Here is a 16657-nt window from a genome sequence, read left to right on the forward strand (position 1 = left end):
AGCTTTTGGATTAAATGTACTTCAAGATACCAAAAGATGTCAAATGGGTTCTATAGAGGATGCAAGCGCCACCATCCTTACTTATAAACTTACTTACCGTCTTAGCAAGACCGGACTTTAAAAACGTTCTTTGTGTTTATAGAGTACAGCACAACAATTAATTAACCACTATTTTAGTATTGATAAGTTTATCAGTTAATTTTTGCTGTGAATATTGCAACAGGAGCAAATGAAAACTTTAGCGGAAGAATTACTAGAACAACTAATGCTGTTCAAACGTTTCAAACATCTTGATGATGAAGCATTAAAAAAGATCATGAATAATCCAGATTCAGTAAAGGAATTGAACAAAACCAACAGCGACAACCTCGCCGCCTAATATTGTCACTGACTTAATGAATTTTTTGTATAATTTATTTTTTACTGACTCTTTCATAGTTTTGTAGAATCTGGCATCAGAAAAAAACTGCACAAATTCTTCTCGCTGTTCTACCAAAAAAGTAGTTGAGTCAATATTATTGATCTGATGCTGCTGTATCTGTAATTTAATTTTTATAATCGCCTCCTCAATCGCTGCGTTAGGAGGTAATTTTTGTAGGTTTTTTAACGAGGACTTTAATTCAATAACGGACGCTGATTCTGGTTGTTTTGCTTGTTCTTGGCTGCTGATCATAAAATCTTTTAGTGCGATCGCCTTGTCGGTAAGCGCTTTATCTACAGTATCAATAACGGTTATTAGATGGATAGTTTTCTTGTTCTTGCAAAAATCCGAACCATACATTCCACGCTTCTTACAGTAAACCGGCATATAGGGCTTGTTATGGGCATACATCTTACCTCCGCAGTCGCCGCAAAACATTTGACCAGATAGTAAACCTTTACCAATTTCACTGTTACCCTTATAATTCCTTCCCCAGCGCCGACTATTTTCTGCTAATAGTGCAAGTATTTGCTCGTAAGTTTCATTGGTTATTAACGGTTCATGGGTGTTATATCTAATATCCCAATTTTCCGGATTTTTGCGATTCTTCTTCACGCCATACCTTGTATGACCTCTGAGTACCGGATTATGCAACCAATTCGTTAATCCCGTAGTAGAAAACTTGACATCGTATTCTTTTAAAAAATATTGAATTGTACCTCTAATACTGCTTTTATTGCCTAACAAATATTTGATAATCTCATGTGCGATCGCCCAATGAGTTTTACCTACTTTATGCAAAGATAAGTCAGGCGCGTATTTTTCATCAATTCTCTTATATCCAAAGGGTACGTGTGGAGAAGCTTTACCTTGTTCGCGAAGGTGATTGTATCCGTGCTTAACTCGGTTTTGAAGTAAATCTAGTTCAAATTCTGCTAATGCACCCATCTGGTTAAGCGAAAATTTAGCAAACGGATTTTGTAAATCATCAACGGGTGAATCCAGAATTATCAGCTTGATGCCCATTTCATTGAATAATGCGATCGCCTTATTAATTGTGACAATCGCCCTTGCTAATCGGTCAATTCGGGTAATAACTATCTCTGAAATATCGCCATTGCGACAAGCTTCTAAAAGTTTGTTAAATTCTGTGCGGTTATCGGATCTCCCAGACTTAACATCTGAGAAAATCATAGCAACACCTGCTTTTTTGATTCTCTCAGTTTGCTGAATCAACGCCTCCTCTTGTTCCCCTGTGGACACCCGAACATAGCCAACACGCATACGCCACACTCTCTGAAATCAAGTCTAGGGCTAGCATACCATAAATATATAGCGTTGTTCGTTCTTTCGGTGTAGGAATGGTGAGATTTTTGTTGTTGATGATTTTGTCAGCTAAGGTAGCGTATTCTTTAGCTTGCTTGCTGTCAGGAGCGTACTCGTTAACAGTCATACGACGCAATTCAGCGTGCTGTACAATGTTGTCGCGAGGTACGAAGTGAATCATTTGGGTGTTCAAACGTGCAGCCAAAGTTTCGATCAAGTCGGTTTCTCTATCAACGTTACGGCTGTTACAAATCAAGCCGCCCAAACGTACACCACCACTGTGGGCATACTTGAGAACACCACGAGCGATGTTGTTGGCTGCATACATCGCCATCATTTCACCAGAGGTAACGATGTAGATTTCTTGTGCTTTTCCTTCGCGGATAGGCATAGCGAATCCACCACATACAACGTCACCAAGTACGTCATAAGATACGAAATCTAAATCCTGGTAAGCGCCATTTTCTTCCAAGAAGTTAATGGAGGTAATAATACCACGACCTGCACAACCTACACCAGGCTCAGGACCACCGGATTCTACGCAGCGAACGCCGCGAAATCCTTCGAGCATTACTTCTTCAAGTTCTAAATCTTCTACTGCACCGCGCTCAGCAGCCAAGCTAAGTACGGTTGTTTGTGCTTTGGAGTGGAGCATCAAACGAGTGGAATCAGCTTTTGGATCGCAACCTACGATCATAATTCTTTTACCCATCTCAGCCATTGCTGCAAGAGTATTCTGAGATGTGGTGGACTTACCGATACCACCTTTTCCGTAAAAGGCTATCTGTCTGATATTTTCGTCAGTCATTTATTTTCTCCTGCGATTAATTGGTTTATTGAGTGGGTGCAGTGGTTGTTGCTAATTGTCACTCCTGTGAGGAGGGTGACTTGCTTATAGAACGTCGCGGGTGGCGCACGCTCTACAACTATTTGCTGTAGATTCATGTTTTAGTTGTTGCTTGTTAGTTATTAGTTATTAGTTATTAGTTATTAGTAGATATTTATCGATTTTCTACTATCTGTTAACTGCTTACTGATTCAACTGTAATGTTATCGCTGATACGTTCTTTTAATTTAGCTTCGATGGCATTTTTGAGAGTTGCCAAGCTGCTAGAACAGGAACCGCAAGCGCCTTGAAGTGTTACTTTTACGGTATCGCCTTCTACGTCGTAAAGTTCTACATCTCCCCCATCGGCGATCAAAATGGGTCTTATTTCTTCGTCCAATACTTTTTGTATAAGTGCTATTTTTTGCACTGGTGTTAGCGGTTTTTCGCTAATCTTGCCGTTTGTATTACCGTTGCTGGATGTTTCCTGAGCGGTAAAATGAGAATTTCTTTGGTTTTCGATAATTATGTCATCAATGGTTGCCAAACAAGTTCCACATCCGCCACCAGCTTTAATGAAGTTCGTAACTTCTTCTGCGGTTGTAAGCTTGTTTTCTTTTACAATACGTTTTATTTTAGGCTCGGTGATGCCGAAGCAGGTACAGATGATAGCTCCTTCGTCATCTTCATCATGAGCCGCAATCGGAATACCTTTATAGTTAGAGATTGCCGCTTCTAAGGCTTCTTGCCCCATTACCGAGCAGTGCATCTTTTCTTGAGGTAGTCCGCCTAAAAATTCTGCAATGTCTTTGTTAGAAATATTCAGGGCTTCATCTACAGTCTTGCCCTTTACTAATTCTACCAGAGCTTCCGAAGATGCGATCGCACTTGTGCAACCAAATGTTTGAAATCGAGCATCAAGGATTTTGTTTGTATCTTCGTCTACCTTGAGATGCAATCGCAAAGCGTCGCCACAAGCAATACTACCGACTTCTCCGACAGCAAGTTTAACTCCTGCTTCGCCTGTATCTTCTAGAACACCCTGATTTTTTGGATTGTAAAAGAATTCTAATACTTTATCTGTGTAGTCCCACATAGCTGTATTTTCGCTCCGGAGTAGTGAATTATGAATAATAAATCGTGAGGAGGTGGGAGTTTTAGGGAGAGTAGGATCAATTCTTTAACTCCTCACTCTTAACTCCTAAAACAAAACTTTTAATGTTGAGCCAATGCTTGTTCTTGATCTTTGAGCCAAGCCGCATCATCGTTTTTGAAGGGTGATAGCTCGCGCAGACGGCTTACGATGGAGGGTAATACTTCTAAGACTGCATCAATATCAGCATCTGTATTGTAACGAGAAAGGCTAAAGCGAATAGAACCGTGCAAAATTGTGTAGGGTATTCCCATCGATCTTAAGATGTGAGAGGGTTCTAAAGAACCGGAACTACAAGCAGAACCGCTTGAGGCACAAATCCCGTGCTGATTTAGTAATAGTAAGATTGCTTCGCCTTCGATATACTTAAAACCAATGTTGGAAGTGTTAGGTAATCTCTGCGTTCCGCCACCATTGATTTGACATTCACCAATTGACTCTATTATAGCATTTTCTAGGCGATCGCGTAAACTTTTTTGTCTTTTTCCGGCTGATTCTAAATGTAACAGTTCGAGTTCGGCAGCTTTACCTAAAGCTACGATTCCGGGTACGTTTTCGGTTCCCGCACGTCTGCCGCGCTCTTGCCCTCCGCCAATTACCAAAGGACGGAATCTGACTCCCTTTCGCACGTATAGTGCGCCAATTCCTTTGGGTGAATGCATTTTATGACCGGAAAGCGTGAGCATATCAATCGTGCTGTCTTTCATATTAACGGGAATTTTCCCTACAGCCTGGACTCCATCAACATGAAAGAGTGCGCCATATTTTTTAGCTCGCTTGCCAACTTCTTCTACCGGGAATATCACGCCGGTTTCGTTATTAGCATACATAACGCTTACCAAAACGGTATCATCAGTCAGCGCTTCTTCTAATTCATTTAAATCTAGCTGTCCCTGACGATTCACCGAAAGATAAGTGACTCTATAACCTTGCTTTTGCAGTAGTTTGCAAAGGTTAAGTACTGCGGGATGTTCTACCTGGGTTGTAATAATGTGTCGCTTATCAGGCTGTGCTTGGAGTGCAGCCCGGATAGCAGCGTTATCTCCTTCTGTTCCACCACTATTAAAGACAATTTCAGAGGGTTCTGCACCAAGCAAAGCTGCAACATTTTCTCTAGCTTGCTTTACTGCTCTACCGACTCCTCCTCCAAAGGTGTGCATACTCGAAGGATTGCCGTAATTTTCGCTTAAGTAGGGCAACATTGCCTCTACAACTTGCGGATCTACTTTAGTAGTAGCGTTATTATCTAAGTAAATACAGTCTTTTTGCATAATTTTAATATCTCTAAGAATACTTCAGAATAAACGGTGTTTTTTTTACTGTTTTATTAATAAGGGTAGAGGGGATAGAAGAAGGAGAAATAATTATTAATTTCTAACCTTTGATATGCAGACCTCTAACCTTTGACCTGACTCACCGCTCACTGTTAACTGTTAACTGTTTTATGTTCGGAGTATTTCTGGGAATAAGTCTTAAACCAGTTTTCCCAGTAATCAGTTTTATTAGTAACTTGTGATATTACATTTTTGTAATTTTTAAACCAGTTTTCCCAGTAATCGGATGTTATTTCTACGCAACCGTCAAATGTGGGGCAACCCGCTTTACATTGAGGTACTGAATAAATACTATCAACGCAGTTTGTACAAAGTTCGGGGTCAATCCACGGGCGATCGCCAACTATTTTAATTGCGTTGCTGGGACATATGGTTTTACACAAATCACAGGAAATACATTTGTTAGTAATTGTATAAGCCATTTTTTTCAGCTTTATTAATGTAATTGAATTGAGGTAATGGCATTGGGTAATGAATGATTTTGGATTTAAGATTTTGGATTGAATCCAAAATCCAAAATCTTAAATTATTAATTATCAGAAGAATTATTAATTGCTTCTTTTTTGTAAAACTCTAAAGCAACTTTATCAATTACGTCGTAAGCTTCAACAGCCTTTATTCCTGCTTTTTGAAGTTCTTCTTTGGGACAATCCCCAATTTTGGAAACCAATACTGCTCGACAATCAGCAAGTGTTTTAATGATATTTTCTAAAGTCGCTTCCTCACCGTATCCATCCTGACAGAAGTGGTCAACTTTGCGATGGCCGATGAATTCTGCTTTTCTACCATCAACTTCGTAAATTTGAAACTCTTTAGCGTGTCCAAAGTGTTGGTTAACTATACCACCACCTTTGGTTGCTACTGCTAGCAACATTTTTTCGCCAGTAAGTTCTAAATCGAAGGTTTCAAGTCCTTTTTTGGCTGCTTCGAGTTCTTGTATATTTTTCTCGATGCCTTGATGAACTTCTTGACGCTGCTCCAGATTATATTCTGGAGTCATTTCCATGAATTTTTCTTTGCTAAATTCTTGGCTGCGGTCTTCTCCTAATAATCCTACTGCGTCTGCACGACACTGGCGACAATGACGCATCATTTTCATGTTACCAGAACATTTGTCTTGTACTTCTTTTAATTCTTTGGAAGTAGGACCGCGTTGTCCGGTCAAACCAAAGTGAGTACCGTGTTCTGGAGCGCTAATCAAGGGCATAATATTGTGAATAAATGCGCCTCGTTCGCGTACAGCTTTGTTTACTTCGGGAAGATGATGGTCGTTAACTCCTGGAATCAATACAGAGTTAATTTTACAGAGAATATCTGCTTCGCGAAGGAGTTCTAAACCTTCCATCTGTCTTTCGTGCAGAATTCTTGCTCCTTCAACTCCTCTGTAACGCTTGCGCTTGTAGTGAACCCAAGGATAAATCTTTGCTCCGATTTCAGGGTCAACCATGTTTATTGTAATAGTCACATGGTCAACGTTTAATTCCTTGATCCGATCTACATAGTCCGGTAGCATCAAACCGTTGGTTGATAGACACAATTTAATGTCTGGTGCTTGAGCATGAATCTGCTCAAACGTGCTAAAAGTCTTATCCGGATTTGCTAAGGGGTCCCCAGGACCTGCGATTCCTAACACTGTCATTTGAGGAATCTTACCTGCAACTACCAGAACTTTTTGTGCTGCTTCTTCTGGTGAGAGTAATTCGCTAACTACTCCGGGACGACTTTCGTTAGCACAGTCGTACTTCCGGTTGCAGTAATTACACTGAATGTTGCAGGCAGGAGCTACTGCTACATGCATGCGAGCGTAGTGGTGGTGCGCCTCTTCGCTATAACAAGGGTGCTTTGCAATCCGCTCTTTTGTTCTCTGATCGATTTCGATGCTGGGGCTGCTATTATCGTCGCAGCCAGTTCCACAACCACCTTTTTTCGCTTTCGCTGGTGTAGCTGTAGATTCGCTTTCGGAAGGGGTGAAGATTCCTGTTGGTGTAGACGGTGATGTCATGAAGGTTTCGCGTTCAGTCACTGGACAAATTGCCTAGTGGGAGATGCCATCGCTACTGCTTGAACCCAGGAATCGAAGTAACGGCGGGTTTGAGCTTTACCCGAAAAACTCGCTATCGTTTTGGAGCGTGAGTTAATCGAGGGGTAAAATCCCGGTTTCTCGGCTGGTGTGTGTCAACGCTTGAGATAACTGGAATTACCTTTTTCGAGCTACTAACCGCCGCGACTTCTATTTACAGGGCATGGTGCTATCTCATCATCCCTCCACTCACCAACCGTGTCGAATGTGTGTTTGACTCGCTTGGTGTTTGGCGATGTCTAAGTTATATCAGGCGCTTTTTCGTTCGGTTAAAAATCTCGTCGCCTTGGATTTATTAAGTTGATTAATTTTGTACTCAAATCTTAGAACCCTTGCTCTCAAAGAGTTATGAAGTTTTAATTTTTTTTTTCGGGTAGGGGTACTGGTATTATTCCACTGGGGTTCTGGTATTAATGTAACGAGGTACTAGTACTGCTGCACTCGGTTCAAAACAAATACTAGCAAGAGTTTCAGCTATTTTCAGCATTCGTACCATCATCCACTTTACTGTACTCGAAACCGCTTTAATTACTTTTTGAAACGCTTCTACATATATAGAATTAAAAGTTGGAAATTCGGCTGATGAACGCAAAACTCAATTCTGTAACTAACATATCACTTTTTTTTGAACAGAAAACGCAAATACTATTTTCTTAACTTTTGCTTCATAAAGTCATCTGAATTGCCCCAGAAGTAGACTACACAAGAGATAAAGCCGAATCCCTTTTTTGCAGTTAGTGAGAATTATTTGCTATAAGTTGGGATTTCTTCTTATATTCTCATAGTTTGCTTGTTATTGCAATCGCTGTTCGGGAAGAAAAAATGTCAAACTAAATTTAGAGAAATATAGCTCACTCAGGGTGGTGGAACAATTATGAAAGCAGTAGTCATCTACGAATACGGTAGTGCCGATGTCTTGAAGTATGAAGAAGTAGAAGCACCAATCATCAAACCCGACGAATTGTTAGTGAAAGTTCATGCTGCGGGCGTTAATCCAGCTGATTGGAAGATTCGCAAGGGAATGCTCAAAGTAATCACCGGGAATAAATTTCCGATAATTCTGGGTTTTGATTTAGCTGGAGTTGTTTTGCAAGTGGGTTCTCAAGTCACTGGTTTCCAGGTGGGAGATGAGATTTATGGCTCGCTTGGCGTACCTGGAGGCGCTTATGCAGAAATTGCAGCAGTGCCGCAAAAAGTTGCTGCTGCTAAATCAAAAAATATCAGCTTTGAAGAAGCAGCGGCTTTACCCGTCGCAGCCCTTACCGCTTTACAGTCGCTACGAGATAAAGGCAACCTTAAGCCATCGCAAAGCGTACTTATTAATGGAGCTTCCGGTGGAGTGGGTATTTTTGCAGTCCAAATCGCTAAAGCTTTGGGAGCAGAAGTTACTGGAGTTTGCAGCAGTAAAAACCTAGATTTTGTTAAGTCACTTGGAGCCGATTTGACTATTGACTACACGACTCATGACTTTACCAAAAATCAGGTGCAGTACGATATTGTTTTCGATGCAGTTGGTAAGCAGACTTTTGATAACTGTAAAAAAGTCCTTAAATCCAACGGCATCTATATTACAACTTTGCCGAATTTACAAAATATTGTGGCGATCGCCCTAACAACAATCTTCGGCAGTCAAAAAGCTAAATTCATTCTTGCTCAACCCAACACTGCCGATTTACTTTATCTCAACGAATTAATTGATGCGGGTAAACTGCGAGTGGTTATTGACTGCACTTATCTTTTAAAAGAATTAGCAGCAGCTCATATATATAGTGAAAGCGAGAGAGCCAAAGGTAAGATTGTGATTCGTAATATCTCTTAAATTTTTAATCATCCATATCAGTTAATCCGTTTGAAATCAAAACGTTGATGTTGGGTTGAAGCCGCTTGTAAACTTTTCACATTAACATACATTATTTGTGTGCCTTTAACCCAACCTACGAGTTCTATTATTGTTAAGCATAAACAAAATCTAAAATAAATATAAATAAGTGGTTTGCTCTTATATTCTTCGCAATATAATAAGACGGTAACTGCATATACAAAAAGCTGCAATATGTAGCTTGACAATTGATATTTTTGAGTACATTTTAATTGCTGCTTTATAGTTACATATTTTTAATCAAAACCGCTTCAAACTATTGCTGCATAAAGGTATTGCTATGAGTACAAAAATAATTGTACCTTTAACTAATAAATACTAGAACCTGTTACCTATAAATACCAGTCCCCATACCCCTTAAATATATTGAAGTCATTTTAGAATAAGGGATAGAGCCTGGTGAGTACAAAATTAATAAAATTCAATAAATTCAATCGAGACTGCCACAACTAGTATTAACAATGTCATCTGATATAAGCAGAAAATAGCAGCTTAGCTTAAATAATTTAGATATTACCGATGCCAGAATCGGATGAACGTATCAGTAAATATCAATTCGCAGAAAACGCAGATGGTGCAAACACCTCTGTAAGCGAAAATCAATCTGAAGCAAATTTCATAACGCTTCTACGCCATGATTTTCGCATTATTTTCGAGCGCGATCCAGCAGCACGTAACTGGTTAGAGGTTTTATTCTGCTATCCAGGATTTCACGCTTTATGTTTGCATCGTTTAGCTCGTTGGCTATACCGTCGCAAAATTAGTTTGATTCCTCGTTTGATTTCCCATCTCGGACGATTTTTCAGTGGAATTGAAATTCACCCCGGCGCACAAATTGGCAAAGGTGTATTTATCGATCACGGTATGGGAGTAGTCATAGGTGAAACTGCTATCGTCGGAGACTACACGTTGATTTATCAAGGTGTTACTCTCGGTGGTACTGGTAAGCAATCGGGAAAACGCCATCCGACTATCGGTAAAAACGTTGTCGTCGGTGCTGGTGCTTCGGTTTTGGGCAACATTCACATTGGCGATCGCGTTCGTGTAGGAGCGGGTTCGGTTGTGTTGCGAGATGTTTCTTCAGGCTCTACGGTTATGGGAATACCAGGCCATCCAATTTCAAGAGAGCAGGATATTAGTCTGTCACCTTTGGAACATGGAAAGCTTCCAGATTTAGAGGCTACCGTAATTTGCTCGTTGGTGCAACGGGTAGAACAACTAGAGGATGGGTTGCAAAACTTAAATCAAAACCTGAATATTGATGCACCAAAAAAAGAAATTTTGACCAAGGAAGGTTGATAATGTTACCGCCCGATGGTTTTAATGTTCTGCATCAAATAGTCCACGTTCCCTATCATCAACGCTGGCAAATTTACCATCGCTTGCAAGAGTTAAATATTCCCTGCTGTTGTAGCGAGGATGGTTCGTTGCAAGTACAAATAAATAATTGGATTGCGGCAATTCTGCTTCATTCTACCGTGATTCAATTTACAGCATCGCGCCGGTCATTAATCAATTGGCTGGAAAGATGTTGGCATTATTAATTACTTTTTACCTACCTGGTTTATACTGTGACAAAAAATATAAACCATCTAGGAAAACCAAGTTTAGCGATGAAGGTTTCCTGAGATATAAAAGGTAGGTAACAAGGTTTCCATTTACGATAAAAATAGTCCGTTAAACTAAGCCGTGAATATATTAATTATAGAGGTTTGTTGTTCTATGATGCTAACACCTCACAGCGATACCAAATTTATCAATTTCTTAAAAAAGGAGCTTTTACTAACTAATTGTGATATTGCTGTAGCAGTGCGAAAAAGCAGGTTAGATAAAGGACCGTTACCAATGCTGCTTTGGCAGTATGGTTTAATTGATATAGAGCAGCTAGAAAAAATTTTTGATTGGTTAGATTCACAAAATTGAAATACTTATAACTCCGTTTAATCGTGTATTTACCGCAAACAGAAATAACTAAAAAAGAATATTATTTTTCAGTAATTACAAAATCTGTTTTAGAAAAAAGTTACATTTATCTGTAATTTTATTCATAAATCTAAGTATTTCGATTAATTTACCAATTACTCATTCCCCATTACCCATTACCAAATATTATGTTTACTACCTTAATTTATGGAATTAGTCTATTAATTTTTACCACATTAACGACAAATTACTGTAGCTCGATGTTACTCGAATAAATCCAAAATCTTCCGGGTGAATAAAATTGTTAGTTTATACCAAATTCTAGTTCTTTCTCATACAGAAAGACTCGGTTTATTGAGTAAGAATAATCAAGGATGAATGTGGAATGCCAGAAAATTATGATAATTATAATCATGATTTATCATATTTCATAATTTATCAAAATGATTCGTTCCTTGCCACTGCCGTTTACTAATATTTATTTTAAGTTAAAACCAAGATCGTTCAGGGGAGTTAAAAAAAATCCCATAGAGGTATTTTTCACAGATGAATCAACCAGCTGTCTTAATTAATGACACAACACTGCGCGATGGCGAACAAGCCGCAGGTGTTGCTTTCAATTTAGAAGAAAAAGTTGCGATCGCTAAGTTTCTTGATGCTGTTGGAGTACATGAAATAGAAGTCGGTATTCCAGCAATGGGCAAGGAAGAAACGCGGGCTATTAGAGCAATTGGTGAGTTGAATTTGCGAGCAAAACTCCTAGCTTGGAATCGTGCTGTAATCTCAGATATACAGGCTTCTATGGCTTGTGGATTGAAGCGGGTACATATTTGCATTCCTGTTTCCGGAGTTCAAATCAGCACTAAGTTTCAGGGGCAATGGCGCATTACTCTACAACAGCTTAGAGACAGCGTTAACTTCGCCTTAGATAATGGACTTTGGGTTTCAGTCGGTGGAGAAGATGCTTCGAGAGCCGATCATAATTTCCTATTAGATGTAGCTTTATTTGCTCAGGAATTGGGTGCTTCGAGGTTCCGTTTCTGCGATACGGTAGGAATTCTCGATCCTTTCGCTACCTATCATCGAGTTAAGAAGCTGGTAGAATCGCTATCGATTCCTGCGGAAATCCACACTCACAATGATTTTGGTTTAGCGACAGCTAACGCTCTTGCTGGTATCGAAGCAGGGTGTTTAACAGCGAATACCACGGTAAATGGCTTGGGAGAAAGGGCTGGAAATGCAGCTTTAGAAGAAGTTGTCATGGCTTTAAAACGCATTTACGGCTTGGATGTAGGTATCGATACTCGAAAATTGCTCGATTTATCTCGGCTGGTAGCAACTGCATCTTGTTCTAACGTACCACCTTGGAAAGCAATCGTCGGCGAAAATACTTTTGCACACGAATCAGGTATCCACGCTCATAGTGTATTGCAAAACCCAACAACTTACGAGCCATTCAGCCCCGAAGAAGTTGGTTGGGAAAGACGTGTAGTAGTAGGTAAACATTCTGGCAGACACGCGGTAACTCAAGTTTTAGGTGAGCATGGAATCAAGCTTAACTCAGAGGAAACCAAATCTGTTTTAGATGCAGTACGTCAAGAGTCGGTACAGAAAAAACGCAGCCTTACTACTCAAGAGGTATTAGATTTAGTACAAAGCGGTAGATATTCCCATGCCATCAGATGAAGAAGAATTAGAACTTGATTTACCACCAATTTACGAGCTTGCCGATAAAGTTAGAATTACCAGCCTAATTAAAAACGACGGTACTTATCCCGGTAAAAAATTAGGAGAAGTTTTAATTGATGTCGGAGAAGAGGGTTATGTGATAAGTATAGGCACCTATTTACAGAGAGCTTATATTTATGCAATCCGCTTCATGGATAAGGATATTGTCATAGGTTGTCGAAAAGAAGAATTAGAACTTATAGAAAGAGGGGATCAAAGTGAAAGTAATGCTACGTAAAAACGGTGCCGGTGTTTTAGTCGTATATGTTCCGAAAAAAGACTTAGAAGAAGAAGTTGTTAAGCAAGAAGATGGGGAAGGTGGTAAAGTTTTGACACTAGCAAACGGTTGGGAATTAGAATTTCCTGATATGCCAGATATGCAAGACTTACCTAAAACTGTAGAAGCGAAAAGACTTTCATCATAATTTTATTTAAAAGTAATTTTTATGAGAGATAAGGAGATAAGGGGAATCAGAGTTTCTAATTTCTAATATTAATTCCTAATTCCCGCACTCCTATTTTTTAAGTAGATTTTAGAATTAAATCAAAAATCTACCCTCATGTTGTAAATCCTAAAAAATGAAAATGCATAATCCAAAATCTAAAACAAAAGCATCCGTTGTTAAAATCCAAAATCCAAAATCGAAATGGTTGATAATTACCGAACTTTATCCGAATTTAATTTGAAAGGTGAATTTATTGGTTTTGATGGAGATAATCTGAAAAAGCCTAAATATTTAAAACTGATAACTCAGAATGGAGAAATCAAGCTTAAACTTCCGAAAATATTACGAGAATCAGCAGCTTCATTTTTACAACCTGGAAAACAAATAAATGTTTTCGGAGTTAACAAATTAAATTTACGTACAGGAAAAACAAAATTAAAAGTATATGGAATAAAACCAATAGAAACCTGTCCCAAACAAAACATGGAAACTAAAAGTAAACCCAAGATTTTAGTATGTAAAAAGTCGGGTTGCCGCAAAAGAAACAGTCAAAATGTATTACCAGAATTAGAAAAGATTTTGCGCGAAAAAGGACTTTATGACAAAGTTGCGATCGAGCATACTGGCTGTTTGAAATGTTGCAGTTCGTCTAATTGCGTATTGAAATTAGGTAAAAAAGAATATAGAAAGATTAATCCTGAAGCGATCGCTCAGATGTTAGAGAATCATTTAGGCTAAATTTAATCTAGAATTTTCTGCAAAAATAAATAGCTCATGTAGAGACGTAGCAGTGCTACGTCTTTTACAGTGTTTAAATATAATTGGTATACGGCAATGTGTTTTAACCGCATTCTCAACCGTACTGGTCATTTTTGGGAAAAGCGTTATCACAGTACGGGTTTTGCGAATACAGATACCAAAAGAGCTTTAAATACTTTGCGTTATATCCATGCAAACCCAAAAGCTGCGGGTGTCCAACAAGGGTTTTTTTATGATTTTAGTAATTATGGTAAGTAAGTCCGCAGAAATAAAACCAACTACAGCACTTCCCGGTGTTATGAGGTACACCTTACTTTAAGGCAGAAGGCAGAAGTCTAAAACTAAGAAGATTGGACTGTACCTCATAACAGAGGAAACCGCTGTATGTAACGAAAAGTAAAAAGCTCGAAACGGCTGGGATTGCTTCGTCGTGCCTCCTCGCAATGACAAAACACAGTTATGTTTAATTACGCTCACCTACTTACCCATGACAGATTAAGCGATGATGGCATTACCCAATGGCATCCAGCTTTTCTATCCTTGGGAAATACTTTAGAAGAATGTGCGAGGAAATATCGCGGTTTTTGCAAAAAATATCGTCCTAAACCTAAAGCAGAAAATCGCAACTCCTGGGGAAGCAAGTTACTAACAGGATTAAAAACAAAGGGAAAACGCAAAAAATCTTCCCCCTGACAAATGCGCTTACCTTGGGATAACTGGGAAGCTAAAAACGAAGAAGTCGAAGAAGTCGCAACCAAATTCATTTTTGCAAATTGCTATAACCAAAAAGTTGCAGGGGACATACTACAAAAACAAAAAACACCGATGGGCGATAATTCTAATTCCCGGTGCCAGGTATCGGAAACCCAGAACCCGCAAGACTTCGTGGAAAATGATTCGTTTACAAATATTAATAAAAATCTGTAACCCTTATATGTTACATTTTACAAGTCTCGACGCGAGAGAAGAAAAACACAAAATCAACCACCAAAAAACTCTATACTCTTCAAAAAACTCTCACATCCTCCCCACCTCCAATACAAAAATCCTAACCCTTCCCCTTCCCATAAACTCCCTCTCATTTCGATCTGCACCGGGAGGTGGGCTTCTGGTGCTGTCAGTGTAAAAGTAATATCATTATAGTGCAACCAGTTGTCCTCCTTTCTCCAACCTACGCGATCGCCGAAAGCTTCCCAAATTTTTTTGTCGTATTTTTTTGTTCCACCGAGGCTCTGATAAATGCGCTTCTGCACGCTAAATCCAAAGTGTCCATTGCTGTATTTTACCCATAGTTGGTCAATAGTGCGAAGGTCAGCGCAAGGAAAGTTATTAATTGAATTAACATCTAGGTAGCCAGCTTCTTCTCGGTTAGCGACTTTAAGCATTACTCTTTCTGTTTCTTGATCTGCTTCTCGCCAGTTTTTCGCTTTGAGTAAATTTCTCAATGGGGTATAATCTACGCCTTTTTCGGAAACTAAATCATCCTGATAATTATTCTTATATTTCTGTTTTAAAGAAGGAGGGTTAGGATTATTTTGGTTAATAATATTCAGCTTTTCATGTATTGGTTGAACATCTTGATCCCGTAGTTTAAGACTTTCCTGAAAGCGTTTTAAAATATTCCAACTTCCATCACTCAGAACAGGTTCATCTTCTAATGCTTCTAGCAAATTTTGCTCGTATTTTTGCAAACTTAATTGAAATTCTCTAATTGGCTGAAGAACTTCCTCTTCTACTGCTTTTGCTTCTTCTGGATTTAATGGAAATTCTTGTTGTTTAAAATTTAGATGGTTACGTGCAATTCTTTTAAAACGATTTTTTTCGAGTAAAAAAGCATCATTTTTAACGCAAAGCTCTACTTCCTGACGATATTTTAACTTGTTATCATCAACGGGAGCTTGAGCCAACTTAATTGTATAACCTTCCCGCACTGCGAAGATTTCCGGTTTCATCGCGGGTTTTGCTTCTTGGACCTTGCGTTTTGCATATTCATCTAGCTCCGCGACTGTAATTACACCATCATTATCTGTATCCGCTGCACCCTTTTCAATTCCCTCTACTAAATGACGAGTATAAATTCCTCCCCCAATTCCATCTTCAAAGGAAACTTGTGTCGCTGTAGAAGAAGTTAAAATCGCTCTACCTTCACCACCCAATTGTCCAGCAAGATCAACTGTTTCAATTTCTAAATCTTTTGCGCTCATCCCTTCCGCAAAAGCACCGCTAAAACAACAATCTAGAATTAACACCTGTCGTCCAGCTTGACTGCGGTTCATGCATTCTTCCTGAATAAATCTAGCAGATACCGCATCTAATACTTGATTTTGAGAATAAACTCTACTGTTGTTACTCAGAAAATATAAAAATCTATTTGCATCTCTCCAGCCATGTCCAGAAAAATATAGCAAAGCGATATCATCTTCCTGGCATTTTTCAATAAATAAACGCTGGATTGCTGACTGAATAGTTCCGCTATTTGGATCGGTTAAAAGCTCTACATCATTAAAGCCACCTATCTCAGGTTGCTGTAAAATCCGTTGCATTGCTTCAATGTCTTTACGGACACCAGGTAAGGAATTTATTTTGTTTGATTCATAATCGCTAACTCCGATGAGCAATGCGTATTTTGCCATCTTGCTTGCCGATACAAACGTTTATATCTAAATATACAATAATTTTACAGAATTCCTTTAGCTAGAGGTTTGGGAACTCCAACGTATATCGATGACATAGAGCAGATTAATCCAAAAATTTTATTACTTGCTCAAACGTAGCAATGACT

The 16657-nt window shown here is 39.0% G+C and carries 19 protein-coding genes; 11 read left to right on the plus strand and 8 right to left on the minus strand.

From position 1 onward, the window contains the following. Window positions 1-331: 331 nt before the first annotated feature. The 7 genes from xisF to ACM03V_RS04940 form a co-directional block, all read right to left on the minus strand. Window positions 332-1705: a fdxN element excision recombinase XisF gene (xisF, locus tag ACM03V_RS04910; protein ID WP_414619639.1), complete on the minus strand. Its 1374-nt coding sequence runs from the start codon at window positions 1703-1705 to the stop codon at window positions 332-334. Then, window positions 1641-2555 (minus strand): nitrogenase iron protein, encoded by a 915-nt coding sequence (nifH, locus tag ACM03V_RS04915; RefSeq protein WP_414619640.1) that lies wholly within the window; start codon window positions 2553-2555, stop codon window positions 1641-1643. The genes xisF and nifH overlap by 65 nt, the downstream gene beginning before the upstream one ends. Before the next feature lie 214 nt (window positions 2556-2769). Next, the gene (nifU, locus tag ACM03V_RS04920) at window positions 2770-3669 is read right to left on the minus strand and encodes a Fe-S cluster assembly protein NifU (protein WP_414619641.1); all 900 of its coding nucleotides are present in this window, start codon (window positions 3667-3669) and stop codon (window positions 2770-2772) included. Between the two features lie 119 nt (window positions 3670-3788). Then, window positions 3789-4997: a cysteine desulfurase NifS gene (gene nifS / locus ACM03V_RS04925; RefSeq protein ID WP_414619642.1), complete on the minus strand. Its 1209-nt coding sequence runs from the start codon at window positions 4995-4997 to the stop codon at window positions 3789-3791. Between the two features lie 155 nt (window positions 4998-5152). Then, a complete protein-coding gene (locus ACM03V_RS04930) occupies window positions 5153-5482 on the minus strand; it encodes a DUF362 domain-containing protein (RefSeq protein WP_414619643.1) in 330 nt (109 codons plus the stop codon). A 107-nt stretch (window positions 5483-5589) separates the two neighbouring features. Further along, window positions 5590-7062 (minus strand): nitrogenase cofactor biosynthesis protein NifB, encoded by a 1473-nt coding sequence (gene nifB, locus ACM03V_RS04935; protein WP_414619812.1) that lies wholly within the window; start codon window positions 7060-7062, stop codon window positions 5590-5592. A gap of 466 nt (window positions 7063-7528) precedes the next feature. After that, the gene (locus ACM03V_RS04940) at window positions 7529-7732 is read right to left on the minus strand and encodes a hypothetical protein (protein ID WP_414619644.1); all 204 of its coding nucleotides are present in this window, start codon (window positions 7730-7732) and stop codon (window positions 7529-7531) included. Between the two features lie 282 nt (window positions 7733-8014). Between ACM03V_RS04940 and ACM03V_RS04945 the strand changes: the two genes are divergently transcribed. The 11 genes from ACM03V_RS04945 (at window position 8015) to ACM03V_RS04995 (ending at window position 14802) form a co-directional block, all read left to right on the plus strand. Further along, window positions 8015-8959 carry an NAD(P)-dependent alcohol dehydrogenase gene (locus ACM03V_RS04945; protein ID WP_414619645.1) on the plus strand — a complete coding sequence of 315 codons (945 nt, stop codon included), beginning with the start codon at window positions 8015-8017 and terminating at the stop codon, window positions 8957-8959. A gap of 579 nt (window positions 8960-9538) precedes the next feature. Next, on the plus strand, window positions 9539-10318 hold the full coding sequence (gene cysE, locus ACM03V_RS04950) for a serine O-acetyltransferase (protein WP_414619646.1): 780 nt from the start codon (window positions 9539-9541) through the stop codon (window positions 10316-10318). Window positions 10319-10320: 2 nt separating this feature from the next. Next, the gene (locus ACM03V_RS04955; RefSeq protein WP_414619647.1) at window positions 10321-10563 is read left to right on the plus strand and encodes an Asr1405/Asl0597 family protein; all 243 of its coding nucleotides are present in this window, start codon (window positions 10321-10323) and stop codon (window positions 10561-10563) included. Window positions 10564-10741: 178 nt separating this feature from the next. Continuing rightward, window positions 10742-10942: a DUF2949 domain-containing protein gene (locus ACM03V_RS04960; protein ID WP_414619648.1), complete on the plus strand. Its 201-nt coding sequence runs from the start codon at window positions 10742-10744 to the stop codon at window positions 10940-10942. A gap of 546 nt (window positions 10943-11488) precedes the next feature. Beyond that, window positions 11489-12628: a homocitrate synthase gene (nifV, locus tag ACM03V_RS04965; protein ID WP_414619649.1), complete on the plus strand. Its 1140-nt coding sequence runs from the start codon at window positions 11489-11491 to the stop codon at window positions 12626-12628. Beyond that, the gene (locus ACM03V_RS04970; RefSeq protein ID WP_414619650.1) at window positions 12615-12908 is read left to right on the plus strand and encodes a nitrogen fixation protein NifZ; all 294 of its coding nucleotides are present in this window, start codon (window positions 12615-12617) and stop codon (window positions 12906-12908) included. Before nifV ends, ACM03V_RS04970 begins: the two co-directional genes overlap by 14 nt. After that, on the plus strand, window positions 12889-13095 hold the full coding sequence (nifT, locus tag ACM03V_RS04975; RefSeq protein ID WP_414619651.1) for a putative nitrogen fixation protein NifT: 207 nt from the start codon (window positions 12889-12891) through the stop codon (window positions 13093-13095). The genes ACM03V_RS04970 and nifT overlap by 20 nt, the downstream gene beginning before the upstream one ends. Window positions 13096-13317: 222 nt before the next feature. Continuing rightward, complete coding sequence (locus tag ACM03V_RS04980; protein ID WP_414619652.1) at window positions 13318-13854, plus strand: (2Fe-2S) ferredoxin domain-containing protein; 537 nt, start codon at window positions 13318-13320, stop codon at window positions 13852-13854. 69 nt (window positions 13855-13923) lie between these two features. Continuing rightward, window positions 13924-14133, plus strand: coding sequence for a hypothetical protein (locus ACM03V_RS04985; RefSeq protein ID WP_414619653.1), 210 nt, complete (start codon window positions 13924-13926; stop codon window positions 14131-14133). 201 nt (window positions 14134-14334) lie between these two features. Beyond that, complete coding sequence (locus ACM03V_RS04990; RefSeq protein WP_414619654.1) at window positions 14335-14568, plus strand: hypothetical protein; 234 nt, start codon at window positions 14335-14337, stop codon at window positions 14566-14568. Between the two features lie 3 nt (window positions 14569-14571). Next, window positions 14572-14802, plus strand: a complete 231-nt coding sequence (locus tag ACM03V_RS04995) for a hypothetical protein (protein WP_414619655.1) — start codon at window positions 14572-14574, stop codon at window positions 14800-14802. 53 nt (window positions 14803-14855) lie between these two features. Here the strand turns inward: ACM03V_RS04995 and ACM03V_RS05000 are convergent, their stop codons facing one another. Next, window positions 14856-16508 (minus strand): caspase, EACC1-associated type, encoded by a 1653-nt coding sequence (locus ACM03V_RS05000; protein WP_414619656.1) that lies wholly within the window; start codon window positions 16506-16508, stop codon window positions 14856-14858. Window positions 16509-16657: the final 149 nt, after the last annotated feature.

Origin of the sequence: Calothrix sp. CCY 0018 (genome assembly GCF_963920925.1) — a bacterium.
GTDB lineage: Bacteria > Cyanobacteriota > Cyanobacteriia > Cyanobacteriales > Nostocaceae > Rivularia.